The sequence below is a fragment of the Massilia mucilaginosa genome (genome assembly GCF_011682145.1).
GTDB classification, from domain to species: Bacteria; Pseudomonadota; Gammaproteobacteria; order Burkholderiales; family Burkholderiaceae_D; genus Telluria_A; species Telluria_A mucilaginosa.
Genome location: NZ_WHJH01000013.1, coordinates 81,323 through 107,937, shown reverse-complemented (window position 1 = coordinate 107,937; position 26,615 = coordinate 81,323). Strand labels below are relative to the sequence as shown.

General features: G+C 65.9%; 19 protein-coding genes and 1 pseudogene. 7 read left to right on the top strand and 13 right to left on the bottom strand.

The window, feature by feature from the left end:
- Window position 1: 1 nt before the first annotated feature.
- The 8 genes from F2P45_RS13570 to F2P45_RS13535 are packed head-to-tail and all read right to left on the bottom strand — an operon-like array spanning window position 2 to window position 12,825.
- The gene (locus F2P45_RS13570) at window positions 2-1,402 is read right to left on the bottom strand and encodes a GH1 family beta-glucosidase (RefSeq protein ID WP_166875614.1); all 1,401 of its coding nucleotides are present in this window, start codon (window positions 1,400-1,402) and stop codon (window positions 2-4) included.
- On the bottom strand, window positions 1,399-4,482 hold the full coding sequence (locus F2P45_RS13565; RefSeq protein WP_166875611.1) for a discoidin domain-containing protein: 3,084 nt from the start codon (window positions 4,480-4,482) through the stop codon (window positions 1,399-1,401). The genes F2P45_RS13570 and F2P45_RS13565 overlap by 4 nt, the downstream gene beginning before the upstream one ends.
- Complete coding sequence (locus F2P45_RS13560) at window positions 4,479-5,309, bottom strand: carbohydrate ABC transporter permease (RefSeq protein WP_166875608.1); 831 nt, start codon at window positions 5,307-5,309, stop codon at window positions 4,479-4,481. Before F2P45_RS13560 ends, F2P45_RS13565 begins: the two co-directional genes overlap by 4 nt.
- Window positions 5,306-6,184: a carbohydrate ABC transporter permease gene (locus tag F2P45_RS13555; RefSeq protein ID WP_166875605.1), complete on the bottom strand. Its 879-nt coding sequence runs from the start codon at window positions 6,182-6,184 to the stop codon at window positions 5,306-5,308. The genes F2P45_RS13560 and F2P45_RS13555 overlap by 4 nt, the downstream gene beginning before the upstream one ends.
- Window positions 6,181-7,455, bottom strand: coding sequence for a sugar ABC transporter substrate-binding protein (locus F2P45_RS13550; protein WP_166875602.1), 1,275 nt, complete (start codon window positions 7,453-7,455; stop codon window positions 6,181-6,183). The genes F2P45_RS13555 and F2P45_RS13550 overlap by 4 nt, the downstream gene beginning before the upstream one ends.
- Entirely contained in the window at window positions 7,452-8,876 is a 1,425-nt protein-coding gene (locus F2P45_RS13545; RefSeq protein WP_166875600.1) for a glucoamylase family protein, read from the bottom strand. The genes F2P45_RS13550 and F2P45_RS13545 overlap by 4 nt, the downstream gene beginning before the upstream one ends.
- A gap of 13 nt (window positions 8,877-8,889) precedes the next feature.
- Window positions 8,890-11,757 (bottom strand): TonB-dependent receptor, encoded by a 2,868-nt coding sequence (locus tag F2P45_RS13540; protein WP_166875596.1) that lies wholly within the window; start codon window positions 11,755-11,757, stop codon window positions 8,890-8,892.
- A 30-nt stretch (window positions 11,758-11,787) separates the two neighbouring features.
- The gene (locus tag F2P45_RS13535) at window positions 11,788-12,825 is read right to left on the bottom strand and encodes a LacI family DNA-binding transcriptional regulator (RefSeq protein ID WP_166875593.1); all 1,038 of its coding nucleotides are present in this window, start codon (window positions 12,823-12,825) and stop codon (window positions 11,788-11,790) included.
- 231 nt (window positions 12,826-13,056) lie between these two features.
- Between F2P45_RS13535 and F2P45_RS13530 the strand changes: the two genes are divergently transcribed.
- The 5 genes and pseudogenes from F2P45_RS13530 to F2P45_RS13510 all read left to right on the top strand — a co-directional run bounded on the left by F2P45_RS13530 (window position 13,057) and on the right by F2P45_RS13510 (window position 20,848).
- Entirely contained in the window at window positions 13,057-16,839 is a 3,783-nt protein-coding gene (locus F2P45_RS13530; RefSeq protein ID WP_166875590.1) for a GH36-type glycosyl hydrolase domain-containing protein, read from the top strand.
- Between the two features lies 1 nt (window position 16,840).
- Entirely contained in the window at window positions 16,841-17,959 is a 1,119-nt protein-coding gene (locus tag F2P45_RS13525) for an ABC transporter ATP-binding protein (protein WP_166875587.1), read from the top strand.
- A 439-nt stretch (window positions 17,960-18,398) separates the two neighbouring features.
- Entirely contained in the window at window positions 18,399-19,178 is a 780-nt protein-coding gene (locus tag F2P45_RS13520) for a hypothetical protein (RefSeq protein WP_166875584.1), read from the top strand.
- Window positions 19,179-19,490: 312 nt separating this feature from the next.
- Window positions 19,491-19,715 (top strand): annotated as a pseudogene (locus F2P45_RS36185) (IS5/IS1182 family transposase); the annotation flags it as partial.
- 167 nt (window positions 19,716-19,882) lie between these two features.
- Entirely contained in the window at window positions 19,883-20,848 is a 966-nt protein-coding gene (locus F2P45_RS13510; protein ID WP_166875578.1) for a DMT family transporter, read from the top strand.
- A 65-nt stretch (window positions 20,849-20,913) separates the two neighbouring features.
- Here the strand turns inward: F2P45_RS13510 and F2P45_RS13505 are convergent, their stop codons facing one another.
- The 5 genes from F2P45_RS13505 to F2P45_RS13485 form a co-directional block, all read right to left on the bottom strand.
- The gene (locus tag F2P45_RS13505; RefSeq protein WP_166875575.1) at window positions 20,914-21,651 is read right to left on the bottom strand and encodes an AIM24 family protein; all 738 of its coding nucleotides are present in this window, start codon (window positions 21,649-21,651) and stop codon (window positions 20,914-20,916) included.
- A 3-nt stretch (window positions 21,652-21,654) separates the two neighbouring features.
- A complete protein-coding gene (locus F2P45_RS13500) occupies window positions 21,655-22,296 on the bottom strand; it encodes an AIM24 family protein (RefSeq protein WP_166875572.1) in 642 nt (213 codons plus the stop codon).
- A gap of 48 nt (window positions 22,297-22,344) precedes the next feature.
- Window positions 22,345-22,962 carry an AIM24 family protein gene (locus tag F2P45_RS13495; RefSeq protein ID WP_166875570.1) on the bottom strand — a complete coding sequence of 206 codons (618 nt, stop codon included), beginning with the start codon at window positions 22,960-22,962 and terminating at the stop codon, window positions 22,345-22,347.
- 117 nt (window positions 22,963-23,079) lie between these two features.
- On the bottom strand, window positions 23,080-23,271 hold the full coding sequence (locus tag F2P45_RS13490) for a hypothetical protein (protein WP_166875567.1): 192 nt from the start codon (window positions 23,269-23,271) through the stop codon (window positions 23,080-23,082).
- A gap of 186 nt (window positions 23,272-23,457) precedes the next feature.
- Window positions 23,458-24,450: an SMP-30/gluconolactonase/LRE family protein gene (locus F2P45_RS13485; protein WP_166875564.1), complete on the bottom strand. Its 993-nt coding sequence runs from the start codon at window positions 24,448-24,450 to the stop codon at window positions 23,458-23,460.
- 146 nt (window positions 24,451-24,596) lie between these two features.
- Here F2P45_RS13485 and F2P45_RS13480 point away from each other — a divergent pair, with 146 nt between their 5' ends.
- Window positions 24,597-25,409, top strand: coding sequence for an EcsC family protein (locus F2P45_RS13480; protein WP_166875561.1), 813 nt, complete (start codon window positions 24,597-24,599; stop codon window positions 25,407-25,409).
- Window positions 25,410-25,523: 114 nt separating this feature from the next.
- A complete protein-coding gene (locus F2P45_RS13475) occupies window positions 25,524-26,582 on the top strand; it encodes an alpha/beta fold hydrolase (protein WP_229505069.1) in 1,059 nt (352 codons plus the stop codon).
- Window positions 26,583-26,615: the final 33 nt, after the last annotated feature.

Here is a 26,615-nt window from a genome sequence, read left to right as displayed (position 1 = left end):
CTCACCCGGTCCACATGGCCGCGCCAGTCCACGCCGATGGCCGCGCCGGCACGCCGTCGAGCACCGCGCCATTGGTGGCGATCACCTCGCGGTAAAAATACGCGCTGTCCTTGAGCGTGCGCTCCTGGGTCGCAAAGTTCACGTGCACGATGCCGAAGCGCTTGGAAAATCCATGCGCCCATTCCAGGTTGTCCAGCAGCGACCAGGCGCAGTAGCCGCGCACGTCCACGCCCTTCTGGATCACCTCGTGGATGGCGCGCAGGTGCTTCTGATAATAGTCGATCCGCAGCGGGTCGTGCACGCGCCCTCCTTCGGCCACCGGCGGATCGAAAAACGCGGCGCCGTTCTCGGTGATGTACAGCGGCGGATTGCCATAGCGCGCGGCCACCCATTCGAGCGTGTCGCTCAAGCCCTTGGCATACACTTCCCAGCCGGTTTCGGTGTAGGTGGCCAGCGGCTGGCGCAGCGCCACCGCCCGCACCGGCAAGGCGGTGGCCTCGTCGCGGGTGACGCTACGCGTGTAGTAATTGACGCCGATGAAGTCGAGCCGCTGGCGGATCAGCTCAAAATCCTGCGCCGGCCACGCGGGCCAGGCGTCGCCGTACACGTCCTTCATCTTCTCGGGATAGCGCCCGAAAAACACCGGATCGAGGAACTGCCCGTTCATGTAGGCGTGCCCGCGCGCGGCCGCCTCCCGGTCGGCGGGGCTGTCGCTGGCCGCGTACTTCGGCTCCAGGTTCACCACCAGCCCGATCTCGTGCCGGCCCACCTCGCGGTACACTTTGACCGCCGCGCCATGGGCGCGCAGCAGGTTGTGCGCGGCGATGGGCGCCTCGAAGCGGTTGTGGTGGCCCGGCGCCAATGTGCCATTCAGGTAGCCGCCATCGGACACCACCCACGGCTCGTTGAGCGTGGCCCACGAGGTGACCCTGTCGTCGAGGCGGTCGAACATCACGCGCGCGTAATCGGCAAACCAGTCGGCGATATCGCGATTGAGCCAGCCGCCCTGGTTGTCCAGCGCCTCCGGCAGGTCCCAGTGGAACAGCGTGACCATCGGCTTGATGCCCTGCGCCAGCAGGCGGTCCACCAGTTCGTCGTAGAACCCGATGCCGACCGGGTTGACCGCGCCGCGCCCGGACGGCATGACGCGGCTCCACGAAATGCTGAAACGGTAGGCTTGCAGGCCGATCTCGCGCATCAGCGCGACATCCTGCGCCGAGCGGCGGTAATGGTCGCAGGCCACGTCGCCGGTGTCGCCATCGCGGATATTGCCGGGCGAGTGAGCGAAGCGCTGCCAGATGCTCGGTCCCGCGCCATCGGCCAGCGGCGAGCCTTCGATCTGGTAGGCCGAGGTGGAGGCGCCCCACAGGAAGTTTTTGGGAAATACAATTGCGTCGGTCATGGTTTTCCCTTGGTGTGATCGCGTGCGATGAAAATGGTGGCCGGCAGCGTGCCGATGCGCAGTTCGCCGCCGCGCCAGTGCGCCGCTTTGCCGTTGATGGTGGTGCGCGCGCCGCTCCAGCGCGCATCGTGCGCGCGCAGGCGCACGCCGCCAGGCGGCCGCTTGATCTTACCGCCAATCCCCATGGTGATGCCGCGCGCGTCGGAGCGGATGGTGTAATCGAGCCAGCCGTAACCGGTCGGCAAAGACTGCACGGCGACGCCCGTGCCATCGAGCCACGCGGCCGGAATGCCATCGGCGACGATCAGCGACTGATCCGACTCGCGCTCGTAGGCAAACAGGTCGAGCGCGGAGCGGATGAAGTCCGACGCAATCCAGCCATGCGGCATGTCGCCCACGAAGCGCGGCTCGCGCGCGTCGCGCCCCACCACTTCGGCCCACTGGTTCCAGGCGGCGGGGCGGCGGTCGCGCATGAAAACATCGAGCAGTTCGTGCGCGCGCTCGCGCCAGCCGAGCCGCACGAAAGCGGCCACGTTGCGCAGCTCGTACGGCGTGTAATCGTTCCACGCGCGCCGGCCGTCACGCCGCGCCACCGCCTCAAGCCAATAGCGTTCGAACGTCCCGTGCAGCAGGTCTTGCGGCAGGCGCTGTTGCAGGCCGCCCGGCGACAGCGCGATGGTGGTTGAAGTGGGATCGAAGTCGCCCAGTTCCGCCGCGCCGGCCAGGTAGCCGATGCGGTGCGTGCTGGCGCTCAGGCGCAGGGACGCCAGCAGCTCGCGTTCGAACTGGTCCGCCTGTGCGCTGAGGGAGGCGGCGTCCGCCGGTTGGTTCACCACCGTGGCCAGCATGGCGGCGTCGCGGTAGCCGCGCAGGCCCCAGAAGTTGTCCCAGTTCGAGTGCATCGGCTTGGCCGAATAGCCTTCGTGGCTGATCGACGCCGGCAGCAGGCCATACAGCATGCGCCGCTCAGGCGTGAGATTGGCCGCCGTCCGTTCGGACTGGCGCTGCCGCTCCATGTAGGCCGCCGCCGCCTTTACACGCGGCCAGAGGCGCGTCACCAGTTCGCGGTCGTGCGTGTAGCGCCACACTTGCGCCACCAGGAAAATGAACTCGCCCTGGCTGTCGTTCTCGGGTACCGGGTCGGCGCCGCGCCGATCCACGCAGCACGGGATCTTGCCGTTCGCGAACTGGTGCGGCGCGTACCAGTTCACGTAGTCGCGCGCATCGGTGTAATCACCCAGCCGCAGCATCGCTTCCGACATCATGGCGCCATCGCGAATCCACGAGCGGGCGTACGAGCGCGTGCCGGGCATCAGGGCCGCGCCGTCGCGCGTCATCAAGATGTGCGCCAGCGACGAACGCAGGGTGTCCACCAGCGGCTGCGCCGATGGCGGAACGGTGAGCAGCACGCGATTGAGGCGCGCGCGCCACTGGCCGGCGACGTCGTCCTGCATCCTGGTGAGCCATTGCGCGGGACTGGCGCCGCCCAGTTGCGGGGCCTGCGCCGGGCCGTCCAGCGGCAGCGCCAGGCCGAACACCGCCGTCGCCCCCGGCGCCAGCGTCACGTCGTAGGCCAGCGCGCCAGAGGCAAAGCCGGCTTGGTCGTCCACCCGCCGCAGCGCGCTCCAGCCATCGCCCGCAAGGCGCGCGGGAATGGCGCCATGGTCGAACGACGACACGCCGGCGTGATCGGGAGCGGCCAGGCTCCACACCCGGGTGGCGCCATCGACGGCGAAGCTGTCGCCGTTCCAGGCGAGCGTGCGGATCGGGCTCACGCCGGGCGCCGTATTCAAGAACTGCATCGGCGGATTGACCTGCAAGGGGCGCAGCGCGAGCACCAGCCGCACCTTGAGCGGGGCCGCCGTCGGGTTGGCCAGGTCGTAGCGGGCGATCAGCTGCGAGGCGGCCGGCGTACCTTGCGCAAAAGCGCTCGTCCGCAGGCGCCAGCGCGGTGCCGTCCAGGTGGCCGAGGGTATCGGCAGATAGCCCTCCCGCAGCGATTGCGAGGTCGTCACATCGGCCCAGGTGACAAGCTTGCCGTCGTCGATGATGAAGGGTTCGATGGTAAAGCCGGCGCGCGCCGCTTCAATGGCGCCGTCTTCCGAGATCAGCCCAGTCTCGCGGCCACCGTCGACACCGAGCACGGTCCAGTAATTCTGCTGCCCCGACATGCCGCGCGGATAATGGCCGCGCGGCGCCTCCTTTGCCAGCGCCTGGAAGAAGCTGTTGGCCGATGCGCCGTACGCCAGGTCCTTGAGTTCGATGCGATCGAGCCTGTAGCCTGGCCCCGCCGCGCCGGGCATCGCCACGCGCACGTAGCGCGCCTCGGACTCGCCCAGCAGCAGCGGATCGGCGCCGCCCGTGCCATCGACCACCTTGCGCACCGTGCGCCAGGTGCCGCCATCGTTCGAGAATGCGACGTCGTAGCGCGCGGCATGCAGCCCGTCCGCCCAGTGCAGCACCAGGCCGCCGAATTCGCGCGGCACGCCGTAGTCCACCGTTACCGCGCCAGGCGTGGTGGAGACGACCGGTTCCGGCGGCGCTCCGGCCGGCGCGATGGCGCGCATGCGCAGGTCGTCGATCCAGACCGACCCGCGCCCGCCGTCACGCCCCGCGCTGACCACCAGTTCCATCTGTTCGGTGCGGCGCAGCGTACGGTCCTTGAGCGGACCCCAGGCAAAATCGATGTGGCGCTTTTTGAACGTCACCTTCTGCCACTCGCGCGAGATGGCGAAATTGGGCCGGTTGACCCACCAGACGTTGTCGCCGCTGGCGTCGACCAGTTTCATTTCGAAGTTGTTGAGCGGGGCATCGGCGCGCATCCAGAACGAGATGGCGTAGTCGCCGTCGAAGTCGAGCGGCAGCGCGCGCTTCGCGCTGGCATAGCCGGCGGCGCTGCCGAAGTCGACATCGAAACGCATGCCCTGCCCCCGCACCCCGGGCGCGCTCGACACGGTGGCGGTGACGCCGTCCGACACCACCGCCTTCCACGCGAGCGGCTGTTCGAAATCGTCCAGGATGCGTTCCTGCGCCTGCGCGCCGATCATCGTGCACAGCAACAGCGGCCACAGTGTCGTCATCCCTTCACGCTCCCCACCAGCAGGCCCTGTATGTAATAGCGCTGCAGCACCAGGAACAACAGCAGCACCGGCAGGATGGTCAGCACCGAGCCGGCCATCATCATTTCGTTATCCTGCACATGCTCGCGCGAGAGCGACGCCAGCGCCACCGGCAAGGTGTAGAGGTCCTTGTCGGTGAGGACGATCAACGGCCACATGAAGTCGTTCCAGCTGCCCAGAAAGCTGAAGATCGCCAGCGTCACCAGGATCGGCGCCAGCAGCGGCAGCACGATCGAGCGAAAGATGCGGAACTCGCTGGCACCATCGAGCCGCGCCGCTTCGAGCAGCGCGTCGGGAATGGTCAGCGCATACTGGCGCACCAGAAAGATCCCGAAGATGCTGGCCGCCGCCGGCACCAGCACGCCGACGTAGGTATTCACAAGCCCCATCTGCTTCATGATCAGAAACAGCGGCAGCATGGCCACCTGCCCGGGAATGACCAGGGCCCCCAGCAGCAGCTTGAAGATGCGGTCGCGCCCCGCGAAGCGCAGCTTGGCGAACGCGTAGCCGGCGCCCACGTTGAAGGCCAGCGACAGCAGGGTCGCGGCCAGCGCCAGCATCAGGCTGTTGAGGAAGTAGCGCCCGATGCCGGCCTGCGCGAACAGCTCCAGGTAATTGGCCAGCGTGGCCTGGCGCGGCAGCAGCGGCGGCGGGAAGTGGCTCGCTTCGCCGTGCGCCATGAACGAGACGGACGTCATCCACAGCAGCGGAAACATGGCCAGCAGCGCGCACAGCACCAACAGCGCATTGACCCACAGGCGGCGCGGCATGGTGCCGTGCGCGCTCATTGTTCCAGCCCCCGGCCGGCCACGCGCATCTGCAGCATGGTGACGCCGAACATCAGCAGGAACAGGATGAAGGCGACCGCCGTGGCGCTGCCCAGGTTCCACCATTTGAAGCCCTGCTCGTACATGAAGTACAACACGCTGACGGTGCTTTGCAGCGGCCCGCCTTCGGTCATCATGTACGGTTCGGCGAACAGCTGGAAGTAGCCGGCCATGGTGAGGATGCTGACCATGAACATGGTCGGCGCCAGCGCCGGCAGGGTGATATGGCGCAGCATGGCCACGCTGCGCGCGCCATCGAGTTCGGCCGCCTCGTACAAGTCACCCGGGATGCTTTGCAGGCCGGCCAGGAAGATGATCATGTTGTAGCCGAAGTTCTTCCAGACCGCGAACAGGATAATCGAGGGCATCGCAAAGCGCGGGTCGCCCAGCCAGTCCACCGGCGCCAGCCCCACCAGATCGAGCCCGTAGTTGATGAAGCCATAGCGCGAGTGGTACAGATAGCGCCAGATGACGGCGACGGCGACCATCGACGTGACCACCGGCGCGAAGAAGGCGGTACGAAACAGCGGCTTGAACCACGCCAGCTGCGAGTTGAGCAGCAGCGCCGCGCCGAGCGAGGCGGCGATCGAGAGCGGCACGCCGACCACCACGAAGAACAGCGTGTTCCCCAGCGCCTTCCAGAACAGCGGCGTTTGCAGCAGTTCCGCATAATTGGCCAAACCGATGAAGCGCAGGTTTTTCAGGTCCGCCAGCGCGTACAGGTCGAAGTCGGTCATGCTCATCGCCAGCGCGGCGGCCACCGGCAAGAAGAAAAACACGCCGATCACCAGCAGCGGCGGCCCCACCATCCACCATGCGGCGCGGCCGCTCTTCATGCCCTGCCCCGCTGGTCGAGCATCCAGCGGCGTTTTTCGAGGATGCGGTCGGTGCGCGCGTCGAGCTCCGTCACGGCCTGCTCGACCGTCATGCGGCCCGCCACCAGCGCCTCGGTCACGATGCGCATTTCGGTGCCGATGCGCTCCCATTCGGGCACCTTGGGCGGCGACTTGGCGCGCTCTAACTGCTCGCGAAAAGCCGCCGAATACGGGTCGCCCCGCAGCGCCGGGTCGGCCCACGCGCTGCGGCGCGGCGGCAGGTTGCCGGTGATCTGGTAGAAGCGCCGCTGCACCTCCGGCTGCGACAGGTACTCGATCACCTTCCACGCTTCTTCCTTATGCTGCGACGCCTTGAACACGACCAGGCTGGCGCCGCCGGCCACCGAGGCGCCTGGGCCGTGCGGTCCGGGAAGAGGCGCGGTCATCCAGGTGTGCTGTTTGTCGGGCGGAAGGCGGCGCTTGAATTCGCCGATATTCCACGGGCCCGAGATATAGAAGGTAAACAAGCCCTTGGCGAATTCATCCCACACGTTCGAAATGGCGGTGGCCGACAGGCGCGGCGCCAGTCCGGCTTTGAAGATGTCGAGGTAAAACTGCAAGGTGGCGCGGAAATCGGCATGGCGGAAGTCGCCGAAGCGCCCTCCTTCGCGCAGCAGCGGCGCATCCTGCTGCAGCGCCAGCGAGAGCAGTTGTTCGTATTCGTTCAGCGGCAGCAGCACGCCGTAGTTCTGCGGGCTGCGCTGCTTGACCGCGCGCATGGCCTCAAGCCATTCGGCCCAGCTGGCGGGCGGCTTGGCAACGCCGGCTTCAAGCAGCAGGTCCTTGCGGTAGTAAATCAGGCGCGTGTCGACATACCAGGGCACGCCGAACAAGCGGGCGTCGATCTGGTTCGAGGCCCAGATGCCGGGAAAATAGTCGGCGCTCATGACGCCGCCGGCACGGTCGATACGGTCGCCCAGCGGCTCGATCGCGCCCAGCGCCGCGAACTGCGGTATCCACGTGTTCCCGAGCTGGCACAGGTCGGGCGTGACGTCGCCGGCGAAAGCGGTCAGCAGTTTTTCCTGGGCCGACAGCCACGGCAGCTGCTGCACCTTGATGCGGATGCCGGGGTTGATCTTTTCGAAGTCGGCCAGCAGTTCCTTGACTACTTCGCCCTCGCGCCCCATGGCCCACAGGCGCAGCTCCACCGGGCCGTCCTTGCGCCGCTCGCAGCCGGCCAGCAGCAGCGCCAGCGCCGAACCGGCGACCCAGTGGCGCCGCCGCAAATTCATGGCCTGGCCTCCGTCTCGAGCCACCCGCCCGAAAATCCGGCTTTGCGCAAGCCGGTGCGGATCACCGGATTGCCGCGCATGACGCGCCACACCGATTCGTCGCGGTGGTTGGCGATCATGGCCAGGATCGGGCCCTGGTCGATCCCCAGGTAGTCGGTGTCGATCCAGCCGAAGCCCGGCACGCGCCGCCCGTTGGCCAGCTTGATGCCGAAGTCGAAGCTCGGATTGAAGGCGTCGAGGAAGCCGTATTTGCCGTAGATCTGCTTGCCGTAACGCGTGTGCATGTCGGTGATGGCGGGAATGGCGATCTCCGGCGCGAAGGCGATCGACGCCGCCGCGCCGGTCGGGGCGATGGTGCAGTCGTCATAGTGTTCCTTGCCCATGCCGCGCCCGGCGTAGCTGCGGAACTTGCGCCGCTTGCCGCCGTCGGTGACGGTGGCGTCGGCCGGGCCGTCGCTGGCCGTCACGCCCCACAATTTGGCGCCATAGCCCTTGCAGCCGAGCGGATTGGCGATGGCGTAGGCCTGCTGCGCGTAGGTGGCGCGCCGGCTGTTTTCAAAATAGTCGATGCCGCGCTTGCGCATGTAGGCATCCTGGATGCCGCGGAAATCGATCCAGACGTGCGAATACTGGTGCCCGAAGTGCGGGGCGAACGCCAGGTGTTCCTGGCCCCACGAGGTACCCCAGGTCTTGTCGTAGGTGCTGGTCCACTCGTCCCACGCCTTCGGGTCGACCGGGTGGGTGGGCGAGGCCAGCGCCAGCACGTACACCAGCATCGCTTCGTTATAGCCGCGCCAGTCGTAGGGCAGCATGCCGGTTTCCGGATGCCAGCCAAGCACGATGGCCGGAGGGCGCGCCTGCGCCCACTGCCAGTCGATGCGCCGGTACAGTTCATCGGCCAGGCGGCGGATTTCGGCCTCCTGTTCGCCGGCGCCGTCGAAATACGACTGCATGTGCAGCACGCCGGCAATCAAGAGGGCCGTGTCCACGGTCGAGAGCTCCGAATTGGAACTGCGCGCGCCGGTTTTCATGTCCAGGAAGTGATAGAAAAAGCCCTTGTAGCCGCTCATGCCCTGCGCCTGCTTGCCTTGCGGCGCATTGCGGAAGAAACGCAGGGTGGTCAGCACCCGCTCGCGCGCCTGCGCGCGCGTGATGTAGCCACGCTCGATGCCGATCGGATAGGCGGTCAGCCCGAAGCCCACCGCCGCGATGCTCGAGAACGACGGCGACGGATAGCGGTCCGGCACCAGGCCATTGGCCGGATTCGCAGTCTCCCAGAAAAAGCGGAAGGTGCGTTCGGACAGGTCGTCCAGCAGCGCCGCCGCCGGCCCAGGATCGGCGGCGGCGGCATGGACCGGCGCCAGCGGCATCGTCGCGATGGCGCCAACCAGCGCGGCCATCGGCATCAAGCGTTTTCTCATCGACTTCCCTTCATTAGAATGCGTAGCGCGCGCTGAGTTTTACCGTGCGCATCGGACCCGTGACGGCGCCCGGAACTCCCAGCTTGACGTTATCGCCGCCAAGGTAGTTGGGATTGTTTTTGGTCGGCCCGCCGCCCCAGGCGTCGTAGGCGGCATAGTTGACCGTGTTGAAGACATTGAGCACGTCGAAGCGTACCGACACCTTGCCGAAACCGACGCCGAGATCCTTGGCCATGGCCACGTCGACCGTGCGGAACGAGCCGCCGTCGCCCTTGCGCGACACGCAGGCCTCGAAGCCTTTGGAGCAATCGGTAATGCGGTACGGAAGGCCGCTGCCGAGCGTCACTTTGGACGACAGCATGATCCCGAACGGCAGCAGGCGGTCGCTCATCCCCGCCATCACCAGGCGATGGCGTTCGACTGTGGTCGACGGATTCCACGAATGGGCATAACGACCGTAGGTCCAGTTGAACATGTCGTTATTCCACTCCTTGTTGGTGGTCTCGCCCTCGGAGTAGGTGTAGGTCGCGGCCAGGCCCCAGCCCGACGCGGTGGAAAATGGCTTGTCGCCTTTCAGGTAGGCGGACGAGGTCTTGGCCTGCGAGATGAAATCGCCCAGGATCAGGGTGCCGTAACCGGGCACGGAGCTGAACATCGGGTCGATCGGGCTGGCGTTGCCCCAGCCGCCGTTGACGTCGCGGTTGCCGCCGAACCAGTTGAACTGGTTGCGGCTGCGCGAGACCGTCGCGCCAAGCTCGGTATTCCATGCGCCCAGCGCCTGGCGCACGCCGATGCTGAACTGGTCGGTGTACGGCAGCTTGTGTTCGCTGCGGATCAGCCAGATCTCGCCGCCGGCCTGCGAGTTCTTTTGCAGTTCGTCCAGCGCCGCGTTGGCGATGGTGCGGTCGTAGGCGCGCCCGGCGCCGGCGAAAATGACCGTATTGCTGTCGCCGAAAAGATCGTACGACATGCCGACGCGCGGCTGCCACGCATCCTTGAACGACTTGCGGTTCGAGCCGGTGCTGATGTAGTCGCCGATCGTCACGCCGCCCTTGGCCAGCGACTGCGCATAGGTCTGGCCGCTTGGGGCGCCCGCGCGCGGGTCCTGCTTGCCGAACAGGCCCGCGCGGTCGCTCGGGGTGACGTAGCTGTCGTTGAGCATATTCGTCTCATAATCCCAGCGCAGGCCGAGATTGAGTTCGAGCTGCTTGGTCAGCTTCCAGTCGTCCTGCAGATACACGCCGTACTGGCGGTCGGTGTAGCTCACGCCGGTCGGCGCCAGTGCGCGCGATATTTCGAAGGCCTGCGCAATGCCGGTCACGTTGTCGATCATCTCGCGCCGGATATCGACGGCGTTCGAGGTGCCATACAGCTTGAAATCGACCTTCTTGACCTTGACCCCGCCCTTGATCGTGTGGCCGGCAAGGCCGGTCCAGGTCAGGCTGTCGCTGAACGACAGGCCTTTTTGCATGCGATCCTGGGCATCCGGCGAGCCGCCGGTAAACAGCACATCGACCACGTTCTTGGTCTCGTTGCTCGGGGAGACCACGTACTTCACATAAGGCGTCGACAGCAGCGCGCTCGGATTCCAATGGAATTTTTCGTAGCCGATGCGCGCTTCATTGAGGAAGTCGCCGCGCGAAAATTCATGTTTCAGGTCGATCCGCGTTTCGTCGTTCTTGCGGTCCTTCTCGTTGCCCGGCACCGACAGTTTGAAGTCTTCCGGCACCAGGTCGTTCTCGCGCCGGATGCGGGTGGTCAGTTCGATCAGGTGGTCTTCGCCGATGCGCGTGGTCAGCTTGCCGAGCACCAGGTCTTCCTTGAACCTGGCGGTGGCCGATCCGGCCTGCGCCAGCAGCGACGGCACGATACCGGCGTTGGGCAGCAAGTCCTGGCGCTGGGCGACGACCTGGCGCGGCGTGTCGATCCGCTTGCCTTCATACGCGATGAAGTAATGCATCACGTCTTCCTTGATCGGCCCGCCGAGCGTGGCCCCGTACTGCTTCTGCGAGTAGCGCGGGCGTTCCACGCCCTCTGCCTTGCTCTTCTTTTGGAACGGATCGTGGGCGGTCAGGTTGGCGCCGGTGCGGTCGAAAAACACATCGCCGTGCAGTTGATTGGTGCCCGACTTGGTGATCGCCGTGATCGCGGTCGAACTGACCTGGTCGAATTCGGCCTTGTAGTTTTGCGAAACGACCTTGTACTCGGCCACCGCCGATTGCGGGAACGGGTTGCCGCGCGAGGAATCGAGGCCGGACATGCCGCCACGCAGGATGTAGTTCTTCTGGCCGACGCCGTCGATGAAGACGTTCACGTTATCCTGGTTCTGCGCCCCGCCCTGCAAGGTCCCGTAGCCGGTCTTGGCCTCGACATCGAAGCGCACGCCCGGCGCCAGGTCGGCAAAGGCGAGGAAGTTGCGCGACACCTGCGGCAGGCTTTCGATCTGCGCGCGCGACACGCTGGTGCCCACCTCGGACGTCTTGACGTTGCGGCGCTGGGCCGAACCCAGAATGACCACCTGCGCCATGCTGGCCGGGTCGGCCGCGCCCACCGACAGGTCGAGCGACGCGGTCTGGCCGATCGACAGCGTGACCTTTTCGGTGCTCTGGCCGCCGACCTTGATCGCATACTCGCCCGGCGGCAGGCCGGTGAGCACGTAGCTGCCGTCGGCGGCGGTGCTGGTGCGGTAGTTGTAACCAGTGGCCGTATTGCTGGCGACGACCAGCGTGGCCGGCGCCGCTGGCGCGCCGCTCTGCGTGATTTGTCCCTTGATGGTGGCGCTGCTTAACTGCGCATGCGCCGGCACGGCGGCCAGCATGGCCACCGTCGATAGTCCCACCAATGCCCGGCGCAGTTCGCGCACGCCTGCTTTCATCTTCATGCATTTCTCCCTTTGTTTTATAGTTGTTTGCTACCGCTTGCCGTTTTCCGTCACGCCCTGCGCATGCGCGCCGCACGAGCGCCGCACCACCAGTTCGGTTTGCACCACCTGCACGGTTTTTTTCGTTCCCTGCGGGTTTTCAATCTCAAAAGCCAGGCATTCGAGCGCGCGGCTGCCCATTTCAGTGATCCGCACGCGCACGGTGGTCAAAGGCGGCGTGACGAAACGCGCCGTCGGCACATCGTCGAAGCCGGCCAGCGCAATATCGCGCGGGACCACCAGGCCGCCCTCGCCCAGCGCGAACAGGCAGCCGATGGCCATCATGTCGTTGGCGGCGAACACCGCGTCCGGCAGGCGCTTCAGGGCGCGCAGCTGCTGTCCGGCGCGGTAGCCCGATTCCTCGCCGAAGTCGCCGCGCAGCACTTCAGGCTCGAACGGCGGCGCGCCGGGCAGCAGGCGCGCCATGGTCTCGCGAAAGCCGCGCAGGCGTTCTTCGGCGTCGAAGTTGTCGGCCGGGCCGGCGATCATGACGATGCTGCGGTGCCCCATCTCGACCAGGTGCTGCACCATGTCGGCCGCGCCGCCGTGGTTGTCGACCGCCAGGGCCGAACAATCGTGGCCGGTGGCGCGCGTATTGACAAGCACGATGGGCAGACTGTCGGCCAGGTTGTCGGCCAAAAAACCGGCGTCCACGTGCGGCGACATAACGATCAGGCCATCGACCCGGCCGCTCATGGCGCGCATCGCGCGCGCCGCTTCGCCGGCGTCGCCGTGCGAACTCGATACCAGCAGATGCAGGCCGCGCCGGTGGGCCGCCATGTCGATCCCGCGAATCAGCTCCGAAAAGAATTCGCCATGCAGGTCGGGCAGCACTACGCCGATGGTCTGGGTGCGGCTGGTCGACAGGCTGCGCGCGCCGCTGTGCGGAATGTAGCGCAAACTGCGCGCGGCAGCCAGCACCAGCTCGCGCGTCTCGTCGGTGACGGTGTCGCTGCCGTTCAACGCGCGCGACACCGATGCGACCGACACATTGGCCGCCCGCGCCACATCCTTGATCGTTACCGCCATAAAGACACCACGCTTTCACCCCTCCCGCATAAACCGCGGTAACCGATTACATTTTTTCTAATGTACCGCAATCGAGCTCAGCGCACCGTGGTTTTTTTGTAAATTTTTCACCAAAAAATGCACGACTTTTGGTCGAAATTTTACTTTTTTGACAAAGATGTCATGTAAAATTTATTATGATGTAACCGCTTACATTGCGCCGTCTCCACTGCAAACCACTGTACCCTGCCCATGACTCCGATCCCATTCAGTCCCGCCGCCGGCGCCCGCTTCCTCTCCAACGGCCATCTGCGGGTGCTCGTCACGGCCGCCGGCACCGGCGCCACGGACCTGGGCGGGCACGCGCTGACGCGCTGGCAGGGCGACCCGGTGGAAGACGGCGACGGTTACTTCATCTACCTGCGCGACATCGACAGCGGCGAGTTCTGGTCGGTCGGCGCCCAGCCCTGCGCGGCGGCCGGCGCTCGCCATGGCTTCGGCGGCGACGATGGCGGCGCGTGGCTGACCTGCCGCCACCTCGGCATCGAAGCACGGCTCGACATTGTCGTCGCGACCGAGACCGACGTCGAACTGCGCACACTCACCTTGCGCAACACTAGCGCGCGCGCGCGCCGCATCGAAGTCACGAGCTACCTGGAAGTGGTGCTCAACAAGCGCGCCGCCGAAGCCTCGCACCCGGCATTCTCGAAACTGTTCGTGCAGACCGAGTCGGTTCCCGAGGCCGGCGCGCTGCTGGCGCGGCGCCGTCCGCGCGGCGCCGACGACGCCTGCATCTGGCTGGTGCACGCCGCCAGCGGCAGCGAGGACGCCGGCATCGAGACCGACCGCAAACGCTTCATCGGGCGTGGCCGCAGCCTGGCCGCGCCAGCCGCGCTGGCGTCAAGCACGCCGCTCTCCGGCACCGCCGGCAACGTGCTCGATCCATCGTTCAGCCTGCGCCGCAACGTGGCGCTCGAACCGGATGCGAATGCCGTCATCGTCTTTACACTCGGCGCGGCGCCCGACCGCGATGCCGCGTTGGCCCTGCTGGCCGGCGCGCCGGCACCGGAGGTGGCATCGCGCATGGCGGGCGAGCGCCGCGCCGCGCTGCTCACCGCGCTGGCGCTCGATGCCGAGCAAGGCGCCTACGCCGAAGCGCTGGCCGCCGCGATTTTGTATGGCGAAAGCGCCCTGCGCGCAGCCGGCGACACGCGCCTGTCCACCGACAGCCTGCCCGATACCCTCGGCCTGCCCAAGGACCGCATGCTGTGTATGGTCACCGCCATCGGCCCGCGCGACCCGCACGCGCAAGCCTTGCTCGACGCGGCGCGCTACTGGGATGCGCTGGCCCTGCCGCTGCACCTGGTGCTGGTCGGCGCGCACGCCGACTGGCCCGCGTTGCCAGGCCCGGTGACCCTGCTCGACCCGGCGCTGGTCGACAGCGCCGACCTGGAACGCGTCGCCGCGCAGGCGCGCATGGTGGTCAAGGGCGAGCTGCCGGTATTCGGGCCGCGCGCCAGCATCCTGCGCCCTCCCCGCCCACCGCACCGCAAGCACGCGCAGGACGACGCCGAACCTGCGCCGCTGCGCTTCTTCAACGGCGACGGCGGCTTCTCAAACGACGGCAAGGAGTATGTGATCCGCCTGGCCTGGGACGGCGCCGAAGGCCTCTCGCGCCCGCCCCTGCCCTGGACCAATGTGATCGCCAACGAACAGGTGGGCGTGCTGGTGAGCGAAACCGGCGCCGGCACCACCTGGAGCCGCAACAGCCGCGAACACCGGCTCACGCCCTGGTTCAACGACCCGGTGCGCGATCCGCACGGCGAAGCGCTGTATCTGCGCGACGAAGACGACGGCAGCTGGTGGTCGCCCATGCCCGGTCCGGCACCGGCGGCGGCCAGCTACGAGGCGGTGCACGGCTTCGGATACACCACCTTCCGCCACGCCAGCTATGGCCTGGAGCAGGAATGCACGGTGTTCGTGCCGCGCCACGACCCGCTCAAGATCGTGCGCATCCGCCTGCGCAATACCGATGCGCGCAGCCGCACCATCTCGCTGTTCTCGTACCAGCAGCTGGTACTGGGCAGCACCGCGGCCGACAGCGGACGGCACATCTGCACCACCTGGGACGCGGGCGTGCTGCTGGCCACCAACCGCATGGCCGGCCCGTTCGCCGACGGCGTCACCTTCGCCGCGCTGATCGCGCCGCCGGCCAGCGCCAGCTTCCACAGCGCCGACCGCGCCGCCTTCATCGGCACCCAGGGCACCAGCGCGCGGCCGGCGGCGCTGGGCGAAGCGCGCCTGGACGGGCGCACCGGCCCCGGCCTCGACCCCTGCGCCGCGTTCCAGGCGCGCCTGACCATCGCTCCCGGCGAAGAGGTCGAATTCGCCGTGCTGCTGGGCGAAACCACCTGCGCCGACGATGCGCAGGCGCTGGTGCGGCGCTATCGCGCCAGCGCGGCGGTCGAACAGGCGCTGGCCGAGGTACGCCAGTTCTGGCTCGACACCGTCGGCGCCATCGAGATCGACACGCCGGTGCCGGCGATCGACCTGATGGTCAACGGCTGGCTGGCCTACCAGAACCTGAGCTGCCGCATCTGGGGCCGCTCGGCCTTCTATCAGTCGGGTGGCGCGATCGGCTACCGCGACCAGCTGCAGGACGCCAGTGCCCTGATCTACACCCTGCCCGAAATGACCCGCAAGCAGATCTGCCTGCACGCGGCGCACCAGTTCACCGAAGGCGACGTGCTGCACTGGTGGCACCCGGCCCCGCTGGAAAAGGGGCTGCGCACGCGCTTCTCTGACGACCTGCTGTGGCTACCCTACATCACCGCCTTTTACCTCAAGTCCACCGGCGACTGGAGCGTGCTCGATGAAGTCGAAGGTTTCCTGAGCGCGCCGCAGCTGGAAGATGGCGAGGACGAAGTCTTCCTGCACCCGGAACCGGCCGGCACCAGCGCCGACGTGTACGAGCATTGCTGCCGCGCGCTGGACCGCTCGCTGACGAAAGGGGCGCATGGCCTGCCGCTGATGGGCACCGGCGACTGGAACGACGGCATGAGCCGGGTCGGACGCGAAGGCCGCGGCGAGAGCGTATGGATGGGCTTTTTCCTGTTCCGCATCATCGGCGACTTTTTGCCGGTGTGCGAGCGGCGCGGCGACAGCGCCCGCATTAGCGCCTACAGCGCCTACCGCGAGCATCTGGCCGTGGTGCTCAATGGCGAAGGCTGGGATGGCCAGTGGTACCGGCGCGCGTTTTACGACAACGGCGCGGTGATGGGATCGAGCGAGAGCGACGAATGCCAGATCGACGCGCTGGCCCAGGCCTGGTCGGTGATCTCGGGCGCGGCGCCGCTTGACCGCGCGCGGATGGCGCTCGACGCCATGGAAGAACGGCTGGTGTCGGACGCGGATGGCTTGATCCGCCTGCTCACGCCGCCCTTCGTGCACACCGCGCAGGACCCCGGCTACATCAAGGGTTACGTGGCGGGCGTGCGCGAAAACGGCGGCCAGTACACGCACGCGGCCTGCTGGGCGGTGCGCGCGCTGGCCGAAGCGGGCCGCAACGAACGCGCCGCGCAGCTGCTCGAAATGCTCAGTCCCATCAGCCATGCGCTGACGCCCGAAGCGGTGGCGCGCTATCAGGTCGAACCGTATGTGATCGCGGCCGACATCTACGGCGCCGATCCGCACGTGGGGCGCGGCGGCTGGACCTGGTACACCGGCTCGGCCGGCTGGGCTTTCCGGGTGGCGCTTGAATCGGTGCTCGGCTTCACGCTCGAAGGCGGCGCCGCGATCCGCATGAAGCCCGTGGTGCCGGCCGCGTGGCCGCGCTTTGGCATCCGCTACCGCCTGCCGGACGGCGCCACCAGTTACCACATCGAAGTGATCAACGATGCCATCGGCGACGGCTCGCTGGTGGTGGCCGCCTCGCTCGACGGCCAGCAAGCGCCGATCGTGGACGGCGCGGCCATGATCCCGATGAAGGCCGACGGCGCGCAGCACCGCGTGGTCGTCGTGCTGCGCGCGGCCTGAGATGGCCCGGGTCCAGCTCACAGGCATACGCAAGTCGTATGGCGCGCAGCCGGTGCTGCACGGGATCGATCTCGATATCGGAGATGGCGAGTTCGTGGTCTTCGTCGGGCCGTCCGGCTGCGGCAAGTCGACCCTGCTGCGCGCCATCTGCGGGCTGGAAGACATCGACGGCGGCGACATCCTGATCGACGGCGCGCGCGTGAACGACGTGCCGCCGGCGCAGCGCGGGCTGGCCATGGTGTTCCAGAGTTACGCGCTGTATCCGCACATGACGGTGTACGAGAACATGGCGTTCGCCCTGAAACTGGCGGGCAAGCGCAAGTCGCAGATCGACGAGGCTGTGCGCAAGGCCGCGCAGACCTTGCAGATCGAGGCGCTGCTCGAGCGCCGTCCCAAGGAATTGTCGGGCGGCCAGCGCCAGCGGGTGGCGATCGGACGCGCCATCGTGCGCCAGCCGGCCGTGTTCCTGTTCGACGAACCGCTGTCGAACCTGGACGCATCGCTGCGGGTGCAGATGCGCATCGAGCTGGCCAGGCTGCACCGCAGCCGGGCCACCACCATGATCTATGTGACCCACGACCAGGTCGAGGCGATGACCCTGGCCGACCGCATCGTGGTGCTGCGCGCCGGCCGCGTGGAACAGGTGGGCGCGCCGCTTGAACTGTATCACCGGCCCGACAATCTGTTCGTGGCCGGCTTCCTGGGCGCGCCGCCGATGAATTTTTTAGGCGGCGAGATCCGCCAGTGGAACGCGGGACAAGCCGTGGTGGCGCTGACGGGCGGCACCCAGTTGATGGTGTGCGTGGCCGAGAGAATGGCGCCGGGCGCGCGCGTCACCCTGGGCATGCGCCCGGAGCACATCGCGCCGCATGTCGCCGACGGCATTCCGGCGACCGTGTTCGCGGTCGAACGGCTGGGCGAAGGAACGTATCTGTACGCCACAGTGGCGGGCAGCGCCGAGCAGGTGGTGGTGCGGGCCGACCCGGACGCGAACTGGGAGGTGGGGCAGTATCTGCTGCTTGGCGCGCCGCTTGCGCGCATTCACGTGTTCGGCGAAAACGGCAGGCGCTGTCCGCCAGCAGACGGCCAGGCGCCATCGACCGGCCACAAGACAAACTGACGCCCCCCGCTGCCGATCCGGCCAACAATACCACGCATATAGTCTACGGCGGCGTGACCGGCTTGTTGTTCGGCTTGGGGAGCTGGATTGTATTCTCGCGCGATGAATCCACCTTCAGGTGCTGGGTTGCCGTGTGCTGCTTGGCAGGCTCTGCAATTGGCCGCCATAGCGCCTGGCGCGAACGCGATACCGTCCAAGGCGCATGCCACCTTCGGATCGGCGTATTCGAGGAGGAAATGCTCTTCTGCTTGAGCAACTCGACGGTGGTGTCGGATGCCGTTATGGTCGCAGGTCTTGAAAGCGACCGACATGGATTTGTGGAAAATTGATCAATGTTTCATTAAGCCTCATGTTACACTCTCGGAAGTGGCCTGAGTGCAATGTTTCAGCCCTCCCCTTTAGAGATACTCGCAAATATATACAACCAGGAGTGATTAACATGCCTCTGATCCGGCACAATACCTTCCGCAATCCATCCAATGGCGGTGGGCTCCCTAACGTGCCTTTGGCAAACGCTGCGGGTTCACTCGCGCCGGCTCAGGGCGATCACCTATTCGGCGACATTATGGGAGCGATCGGGACAGCCATGCAGCACATTTTCGGCGGTGGAGCGCTGTGGCAGCAGCGATTGCAAGCTTACGATTCTGTTCTTGCCTCCCTGTGGCGCGAATTGAACGGGGTTGATCTTGGGCATAGTGCTACGCCGCCAATTGTACAGCGTACTGGCGCTCCCGAGCCAGATGAGCATTCCCATATGTTTGGTGGTTACTCCGCCCGGCTCCAGTGGCGTCTTTGTGAGATCGTATGTACTGGATTTGAAGCTGGTGTGGAAAGCCGCAAAATCGGCGGCGCCACACACGCATGGAAACGCGCCGTGCTTGCGGACTTCGACAACCTGATGGACCACTTGGTCGATAGTGACGCGCTCGCTTTCTATCTTGTCACTCCCACTGCCGAGCGCAGAGCCAACCCAGCTAATGTACGGCACACCGCAATATCGCTGGCCGCCGCTACTACCTATATACGAGACCTGCGCGGAAACGGGAACGCCGCCGCCACCCGCGCCAGAGCCAACGTATCGCAGGTGCTGGGCAACTACGCCATGTTACGCAACAGTCTCGCAGGCTTACTCACGAGATTGGACGGAAACACAAAAAAATATCACCCTGCCACGCAGGAAACCGCCGCCACTTGGAAAACCGAGACCAGTGGCAGCTAAGCGCCTATCTCAGTAGATAGGGGGAAGCTGGTGGTGATGCATGGCACGCCGAGGAGGCCGCATGGCTGGCCATGCAACGACGAACAACGCGGCACTCGCTTGCCAGGCGCGCCAGAAGCGACTCCGGTCTACTGAGACAGGCTCCAAGGCGCCACCGATCACCACCAGGTCTCACGCGCACTCGCAATCCACGCGACCGTGGCGATGCGTGCCGACACTGTCGACAACGCGATAAACAGGAGCGCCGGCCCGTCTGGCTCTTTGCGTGGAATGTCGCCCAGCTCAGCGCGGATTTGTTCACGCGCCGGCAAAAATCCGCTGGGTCGCGCCAAAGACAAACTGGAACACGCGAAGGCCACCGCGGGCGCCAAGGTTGAGCACTGCTTCCATGGCGTATAGTGCCTGTTCAAACATCGCAAAACGCGCTATCGCGGCCTGTCCAGCAACAAGGCGCAGCGCTTGACCCTGTTTGCTTTCGCTAACTTGGTCCTGGCCCGCAGCTACCTCGGTCAACAACACACCCAAGTTGCTTGTTAAGCGCGGCGAACAGGGCAAAAGCACTCTGGGCCGGCTGATTTCGCAACGCCCGCGTCTGATGTCGAGGTCAAAACCTGGGCCGCAATGTCAGGCCGAAAATGTCAGCTCAGGTTGCACTGAAAAGCGATGAGAACAACATTTCCCTAATATGTGGCGAGAATAAATCGATGTGGACTGGTGTACTGTGCGGCCTGCTGGCCGGCGCAATGTGGGGCATGGTGTTCATCATGCCGGAGCTGCTGGCGGCGTTTTCGCCGGTCGAGCTGGCCGTGGGCCGCTACATCGCCTACGGGGCGATTGCCACCGGGCTGATGCTGCCGCGCCTGCGCGGCCTGCTGGCACGGCTCGACCGCGGCGACTGCGGCGCGCTGGTGCGCCATGCGCTGGCCGGCAACATCGTCTACTACATGCTGCTGGCGCTCGGCGTCAAGCTGGCCGGGGTGGCCCCGACCTCGCTTATCATCGGCTTGCTGCCGATCACCCTCACTCTGCTCGGGCGCAAGGATCATGGCGCCATTCCGATGTCGCAACTGGCGCTGCCGCTGCTGGTGGTCGGCGCCGGCATCGCCTGCATCAATATCGATGTGTTCCTGCATGCGCGCGCCAGCGGCGCCAGTCCCGGCGCCACCCTGCTCGGGGTGCTGTGCGCGTTCGGCGCCCTGCTGTGCTGGAGCTGGTACGGACTCGACAATGCGCGCTTCCTCAAGCGCAATGCCCATTTCAGCAGCGCGGAATGGTCGGCGCTGTACGGCATGGCCAGCGGCCTGATCGCGCTGGTGATCGGTGCGTTCGCCTTTGCCATCTGGCATGGCGACGTCACCGGCGCGGCGGGCGCGGCAAGCGGGCGCAACTGGACGGTGTTCTGGATCACCAACGCCCTGCTGGCGCTGGGCGCCTCGGTGATCGGCAACCACCTGTGGAATATCGCCAGCCGGCGCGTGCCGGTGACCCTGTCGGGGCAATTGATCCTGTTCGAAACGCTGTTCGCGCTGTTCTACGGCTTCGTGTATCACCGCCAGTTTCCACGGACCTTGGAAACAGCGGCGATTGTCTTGCTGGTGGCGGGCGTGGTATGGGCGGTGCGCATGCATGCGGTGCAGCCGCCCGCCGGGCAGGCGCAAGCGCACGGGTAGCGCCGCCTTGCCTGTTTGCCGTGATTACTTGGATTCCCGCCTGCGCGGGAATGACGATACTGACGCTAACGCCGCTGCTGGGTCTGCTGCTGCAGCGACAGGCTCAGCTTGCTCAAGTCTTCCTTGCCCAGCATCGGCAACAGCGAGACCAGATGGGCCAGGGTCGAGCTGTTGCTCAGTTCCAGCTCGGACGACTGCACCAGCACGGTACCGGCGCCGGTAAAGTCGACCTGCTTTTCCTCGCCCGACAGCGAATACCCGGTGATCGCCCCGGCCGCAGACACAAAACTCCTGACGTGCTCGTAATCGTAGCGGTACGAGGGACTCGGGCAATCGGCCCAGCCCAGCACCGCCTGCTCGTCGACCCGGCACGGCAAGTCGAGGAAGTGCACCGGCCCGTTCGAGGAGGCGATGATCTTGCCGGTCCCGAGCAGGGTCAGATAGCCCGGCAGGGTCGATTCCTGGCAGGTGACGTTCTTGGTAAAGCCCAGCAGGTTCTTGGCGCGGATGGTCATGTTGGCCGCGTCCAGGTCGTAGCAAGCCAGGTCGTTGCCGTTGTCGCCCAGGATCAGCTGGCCGCTGCCGTGCGCCACCACGAAATTGTTGATGTATTTCGGCGCATTGAAGGCGCGCAAGGTCAGGATGTCGAGCAGGGAACTGCCCAGCGCTTCGAAGCTCAGGTTGCCATAGAAGGCGATCATCTTGCCCTTGCGGATGAAGATCTGTTCCTTCACGTCGACCACGAAGGCGAACCGGTTCAGGTTGTCGTTCTTGGGCAAGTTGTTTGGGTTATAGACAGTCATGACTTACCTCTCGCTCGCTTGAATGTAGACCGTGCCGTGGCCGCTGAATTTGACTTGATACGATTCGCCCGATGCCTGGCCCACGAAAGTCTTCCAGTTCAGGTCGGTGACGATGCTCGAACTGAGCTGCCCGGTGTGGCCGATATACGCTTGCGGATCGACGCAGACCGGCACCTCCGGCGTGACCGGCAAGCCAATGGCGTTGCCGTCGGACAGGATCACCACATCGCCATTGCCCTGGAAGGTGCTGGTAAACAAGCCCTGGCCCGACACCGCGCCGCGCGCCATGCCCTGGATCCCGCCCTGGTTTCCCAGGAACATGGTGCCAGCCGTCATGCGCGCGTCAAACGCGAGCACGTTATCGCTTTCCACGTACAAGGTGTCGCCCCGCACCGGAATCACGGTCACGAACAGGTCGTTATAGGCGTAGTAGACGGTGCCGCGGCCCTTGGCCATCATCAGCGAGTAGCCCTCGGCGGTGGCGGAGCGCATCGCCAGGCTTTGCACGCCCTGCCCGGCCAGATAGGTGGGACTGAAGCTCACCTCGCCCTGGTAGGAGATCATCGATCCCTTCTTAGCGTACATTTCTTCGTTATTGAGTTTGACCTCAATCATTTTTTCATTGATTTGCTGGTAAGCCGGCATGGCATTCTCCATTGATTCGGTTGTTCAAGAGCGCAGTGCGCCGTCCTCTCAGCGCTCCGCCGGCTGGATAAACACCACGCCCTGGCCGGAAAACTTGTGCTGATAGGACTCGCCGGACGTTTCGCCGGTCATGGTGCGCCAGTTCACGTCGAACACGAATTCCTGGGTAATATTGCCTTTGTAGCCGATAAACGCATCCGGGTCGACGCGCAGCGGATTGGCGGGCGTCACTTCCAGCATGATCAGGTTGCCGCGCGAGATGACGGCGATGCTGCCCTGTCCCTCGACCGTGGTGCTGAACAAGCCCTGGCCCGAGACCGCGCCGCGCAGGCCGGCGAAACTGGTGCCGGTCTTGAGCGAGGTGTCGTAAGCGAGCAGGCTGCTGCTTTCGATGGTCATTTTTTCGCCGGACATGGGAATGACGGTGATTTCGGCCGCGTTCTGGGCGAAGAACACGGTGCCGGTGCCCGAGGCCTGCATCAGCTGCATGCCCTCGTTTTTCACCTTGCGCATGACAGCGCCGAAGATGCCCTCGCCGCCGAGAATGGATTTTTCGAACTTGATGGTGCCGGTATAGGCGACCATGGAACCGGCGATGGCAAGCACCGTTTCTTTTTGAAGGGTCACTTCCAGCAGGCGATCGGAATTGTTACGGAAACGGGTCACGGGATACTCCTGGCAAAAGCGGTCGCGGCGCAGCCGCCGGCAACCAGAACGTCATATTCTGGTTGGGCCGGGCGGGTGTGTCAAGACAGCAATTGACCAGGGGCGCGACGCCCCGGATCAGTAGTAGCGCGAACGCGAGCGGTGCAGGATGCCGGAATCGCTGCTTTCGCGCGCATCCTTGATGCGGAAATCGGATGCCGGGCTGGTGCCCGAGCGTTCGTCGTCGTTCTTGTGGCGCTGCTCGCGTTCGCGCTCGATTTCGCGTTCGATGCGGGACGCCGGCTGGGGATCGGGTTTGGTGGTTTTCATGTCAGACGCTCCGGCACGATGGCGGTGGAGATACGGTCAGGACTCGAAACGGGCAACGCGCGGTTTTCATGATCTCTTTCGGTTAAAAAAGTTACTGCATGAACCCAGTATGCGCACCCGGGGCAGCGGCGTATGTTCGACTCTTAACACAAGCCATCGAAACCTTGCACCGCTTGCTTCTAATTGCTAATAGGGCTTGCCGGACAAGCCCAGCCGGATCTGCCAGACGGCCCCGGCGCCCGTCATGAACAAGGTCTTGCCATCCGCGCCGCCGAACGCGGCATTGGTGATGTTGGCGTCGACCTTGATCACGGCCAGTTGCTTGCCGGCCGGCGAAAACACGCGCAGGCGCTGCGCCGTGTGCTCGGTCACGTACAGATTGCCCTGGCAATCGACGGTCATGCCGTCCGGCACCGCCACGCCGCCGATCAGGTCGCGCCCCTTGCCCGGCACCCCGCCCACGATGGGATAGGCGCGCACGACGCCATGCTCGCCGCCGCCGCTCACATACAGCATATCGCCCGCTGGCGACAAGGCAATCCCGTTCGGATTGGCGATGCCGCCGTCGACCACGCTGACCTTGCCGCCGGGGGCCACGCGGTACACGCGGGTGGCGTCCTGCCCGCCGGGAGCGGCGGCGCGCTGGAAGGACGGGTCGGTGAAATAGACGGTACCGTCAGCGGCGATGGCGAGATCGTTGGGCGAATTGAAGACCTGGCCTTGAAACGTGGCGGCGACCAGGCTGCGCTTGCCGCTGGCCAGGTCGAAGCGCGATACACCCTTGACGTTGTGGGTGGCGGCGACGATGTTGCCGCGCGCATCGCGCGCCAGGCCATTGCTGCCGCTGTCAGGAATCGCCGTGCCGAGCTTGCCGTCCGGCCCGAGGCGCTGGATGCGCGACGGAAAACCGGGGCCGAACGTAAAATCCGAGAAATACAGCGCATCGCCGATCCAGACCGGGCCTTCGTACAGGCCAGCCTCGCTGCCGGCCGGGGCCGTGCCGGGCACGCGCGTGGCCGTCAGCTCGCCGCTGGGCGCGGCGCCGCTGCAAGGCGGTGCCGCCGACACCGGCGCCAGCGGCGCGCACAGCAGAGCGGCAAGCAGCGCACCAGGCAGAAAGCGCAGGGCCGGCGTGGCCGCGCGGCGCGGAAAAGAACGGGCTTGCGTGATCGGTGTCATCGGTCGATTTCCTGGCAATGTTAGCGCTATCCAAAAGGAAATTGTAGCAGTCTTCCGCGCGTGCGAGCCGGGCTGGCGCGACTCGCCTATACTCCACGCATCGCCCTGTCGCAGCGTGCGCAGCGGCACTTGAACAGTGAGGAAACATGGAACGTCCACACCCGGCCGGCGCCGGCGCGAACTTGTCGCAGGAGCACCTGGCCGAATTGAAGCAGGCCAGGCATCTGCTTGAGCATCCCGGCTATGTGGCGCGCATCACCGACGTCATTGGCATGCCGCTCGAAGCGGCGGTCAAGGCCCTGCCCGCTTCATGGAGCGGCAAGATTGCCTCGGTCACCAACGCGTCCCTGAGCAAATGCATGAAAGTGGCCAACGCCACCTTGCGTCCATCGGGCACCTCGTCTTTCCCCAAGCTGCACAGCGCGGCGGTGGCCCTGAGCGGCGCGGCCGGTGGCGCGTTCGGCATTGCCGGGCTGGCGGTCGAGTTGCCGGTGTCCACCACCGTCATGCTGCGGTCGATTGCCGATATCGGCCGCGCGCACGGGGAAAACCTCGCCTCCCCCGAAGCGCAGCTCGCTTGCCTGATGGTGTTTTCGCTGGGCGGCAAGACGGCCGACGACGACGCCTCGGAATCGGGCTACTACGCGGCGCGCATCGCGCTGGCGCAAGCCATGTCGGAGGCGACGGTGTACCTGGCCAAGCACAGCGTGGCGAGCGAAGCGGCGCCGGCGCTGGTGCGCCTGATTGCCCAGATCGCCGCCCGCTTCAACGTGCACGTGTCGCAGAAAGCGGCGGCGATGATGGTGCCGATCATCGGCGCGGCTGGCGGCGCGCTGGTCAACACCTTGTTCATCAATCACTTCCAGGACATGGCGCGCGGACACTTCACGGTGCGCCGGCTGGAACGGCTGTACGGTCCGGAGGCGGTCAGCGCCGCTTATCTGCAATTGCGGGACTGAGCTTGAAGCCAGTCCAAGGTGCGCGTACTGTTGACTGGCGCACAGACCGACGGTGACCGCGACAGGCACAGTACGTCCACGACAGCCATTCATCAACCTGCCGCAGGACACACAATGCCTTACAAGCACACCGCCATGCCGCATCGCATTTCCACCCACACCGAACCGGGCACGCCCGGCTGGGGCAGCCTCGCCCTGTTCGCCGCCGCTGCCGGCCTGGCCGCGTCCGCCGTCTACGTGCACGCCAAAAAACGCGCGGCCGAACAAGCCAATCCGGCGCAGGGCCAGGTAATCGAGATCGACGGCGTGCGTTTGCACTACCTGGAACGGGGCGAAGGGTCGCCGCTGGTGCTACTGCACGGCAATGGCTTGCATTCGGAGGACTTTGCGCTGAGCGGCCTGCTCGACGCGGCGGCCGCATCGCATCGCGTGATCGTGTTCGACCGCCCGGGCTTCGGCCACAGCGAGCGTCCCGCGGATACCAGCTGGACCCCGGAAGCCCAGGCGCGCCTGATCTACAAGGCCCTGCGCGCGCTGGGCGTGGAACGGCCGGTGATCGTGGGGCATTCCTGGGGCACGCTGGTGGCCCTGGCGCTGGCGCTGGACTACCCGCGCTACGTGCGCGCCATGACCCTGGTGTCCGGCTATTACTATCCGACCATGCGGCTCGACGCGCCGCTGGCGTCCGCGCCGGCCATGCCGCTGCTGGGGCAACTATTGCGGCATACCGTGGCGCCGCTGCTGGGACGGCTGATGTGGCCGGCGCTGGCGCGGCGCATGTTCGGCCCGGCGCCGGTACCGGAGCGCTTCAATCGATTTCCCGAATGGATGTCGCTGCGGCCGGCGCAGCTGGGCGCCAGCGCGGCCGAGAGCGGCATGCTGATGCCGGCGGCGGCGCGCCTGTCGCAACGCTATGGCGAACTGCGCCTGCCGATTGCGCTACTGGCCGGTTGCGAAGACCGGGTGGTCAGTCCCGAGGCGCACGCGCTGCGTTTTCACCAGGATGTTCCCCACAGCGACTTGCAGCTCGAAGAAGGCTGCGGCCACATGCTGCATTACGCCCATCCCGAGGCGATCATGGCCGCGGTGGCCAGGCTCGAAGTCGGGGCACGGGCAGGCTACGCGCATATTCCCCCGTGGGCCCAACAAGATACGGGTGCGACGCTGCACTAGTTCAGGCAGCGGCGCACCGAACAGGTTTTTTCA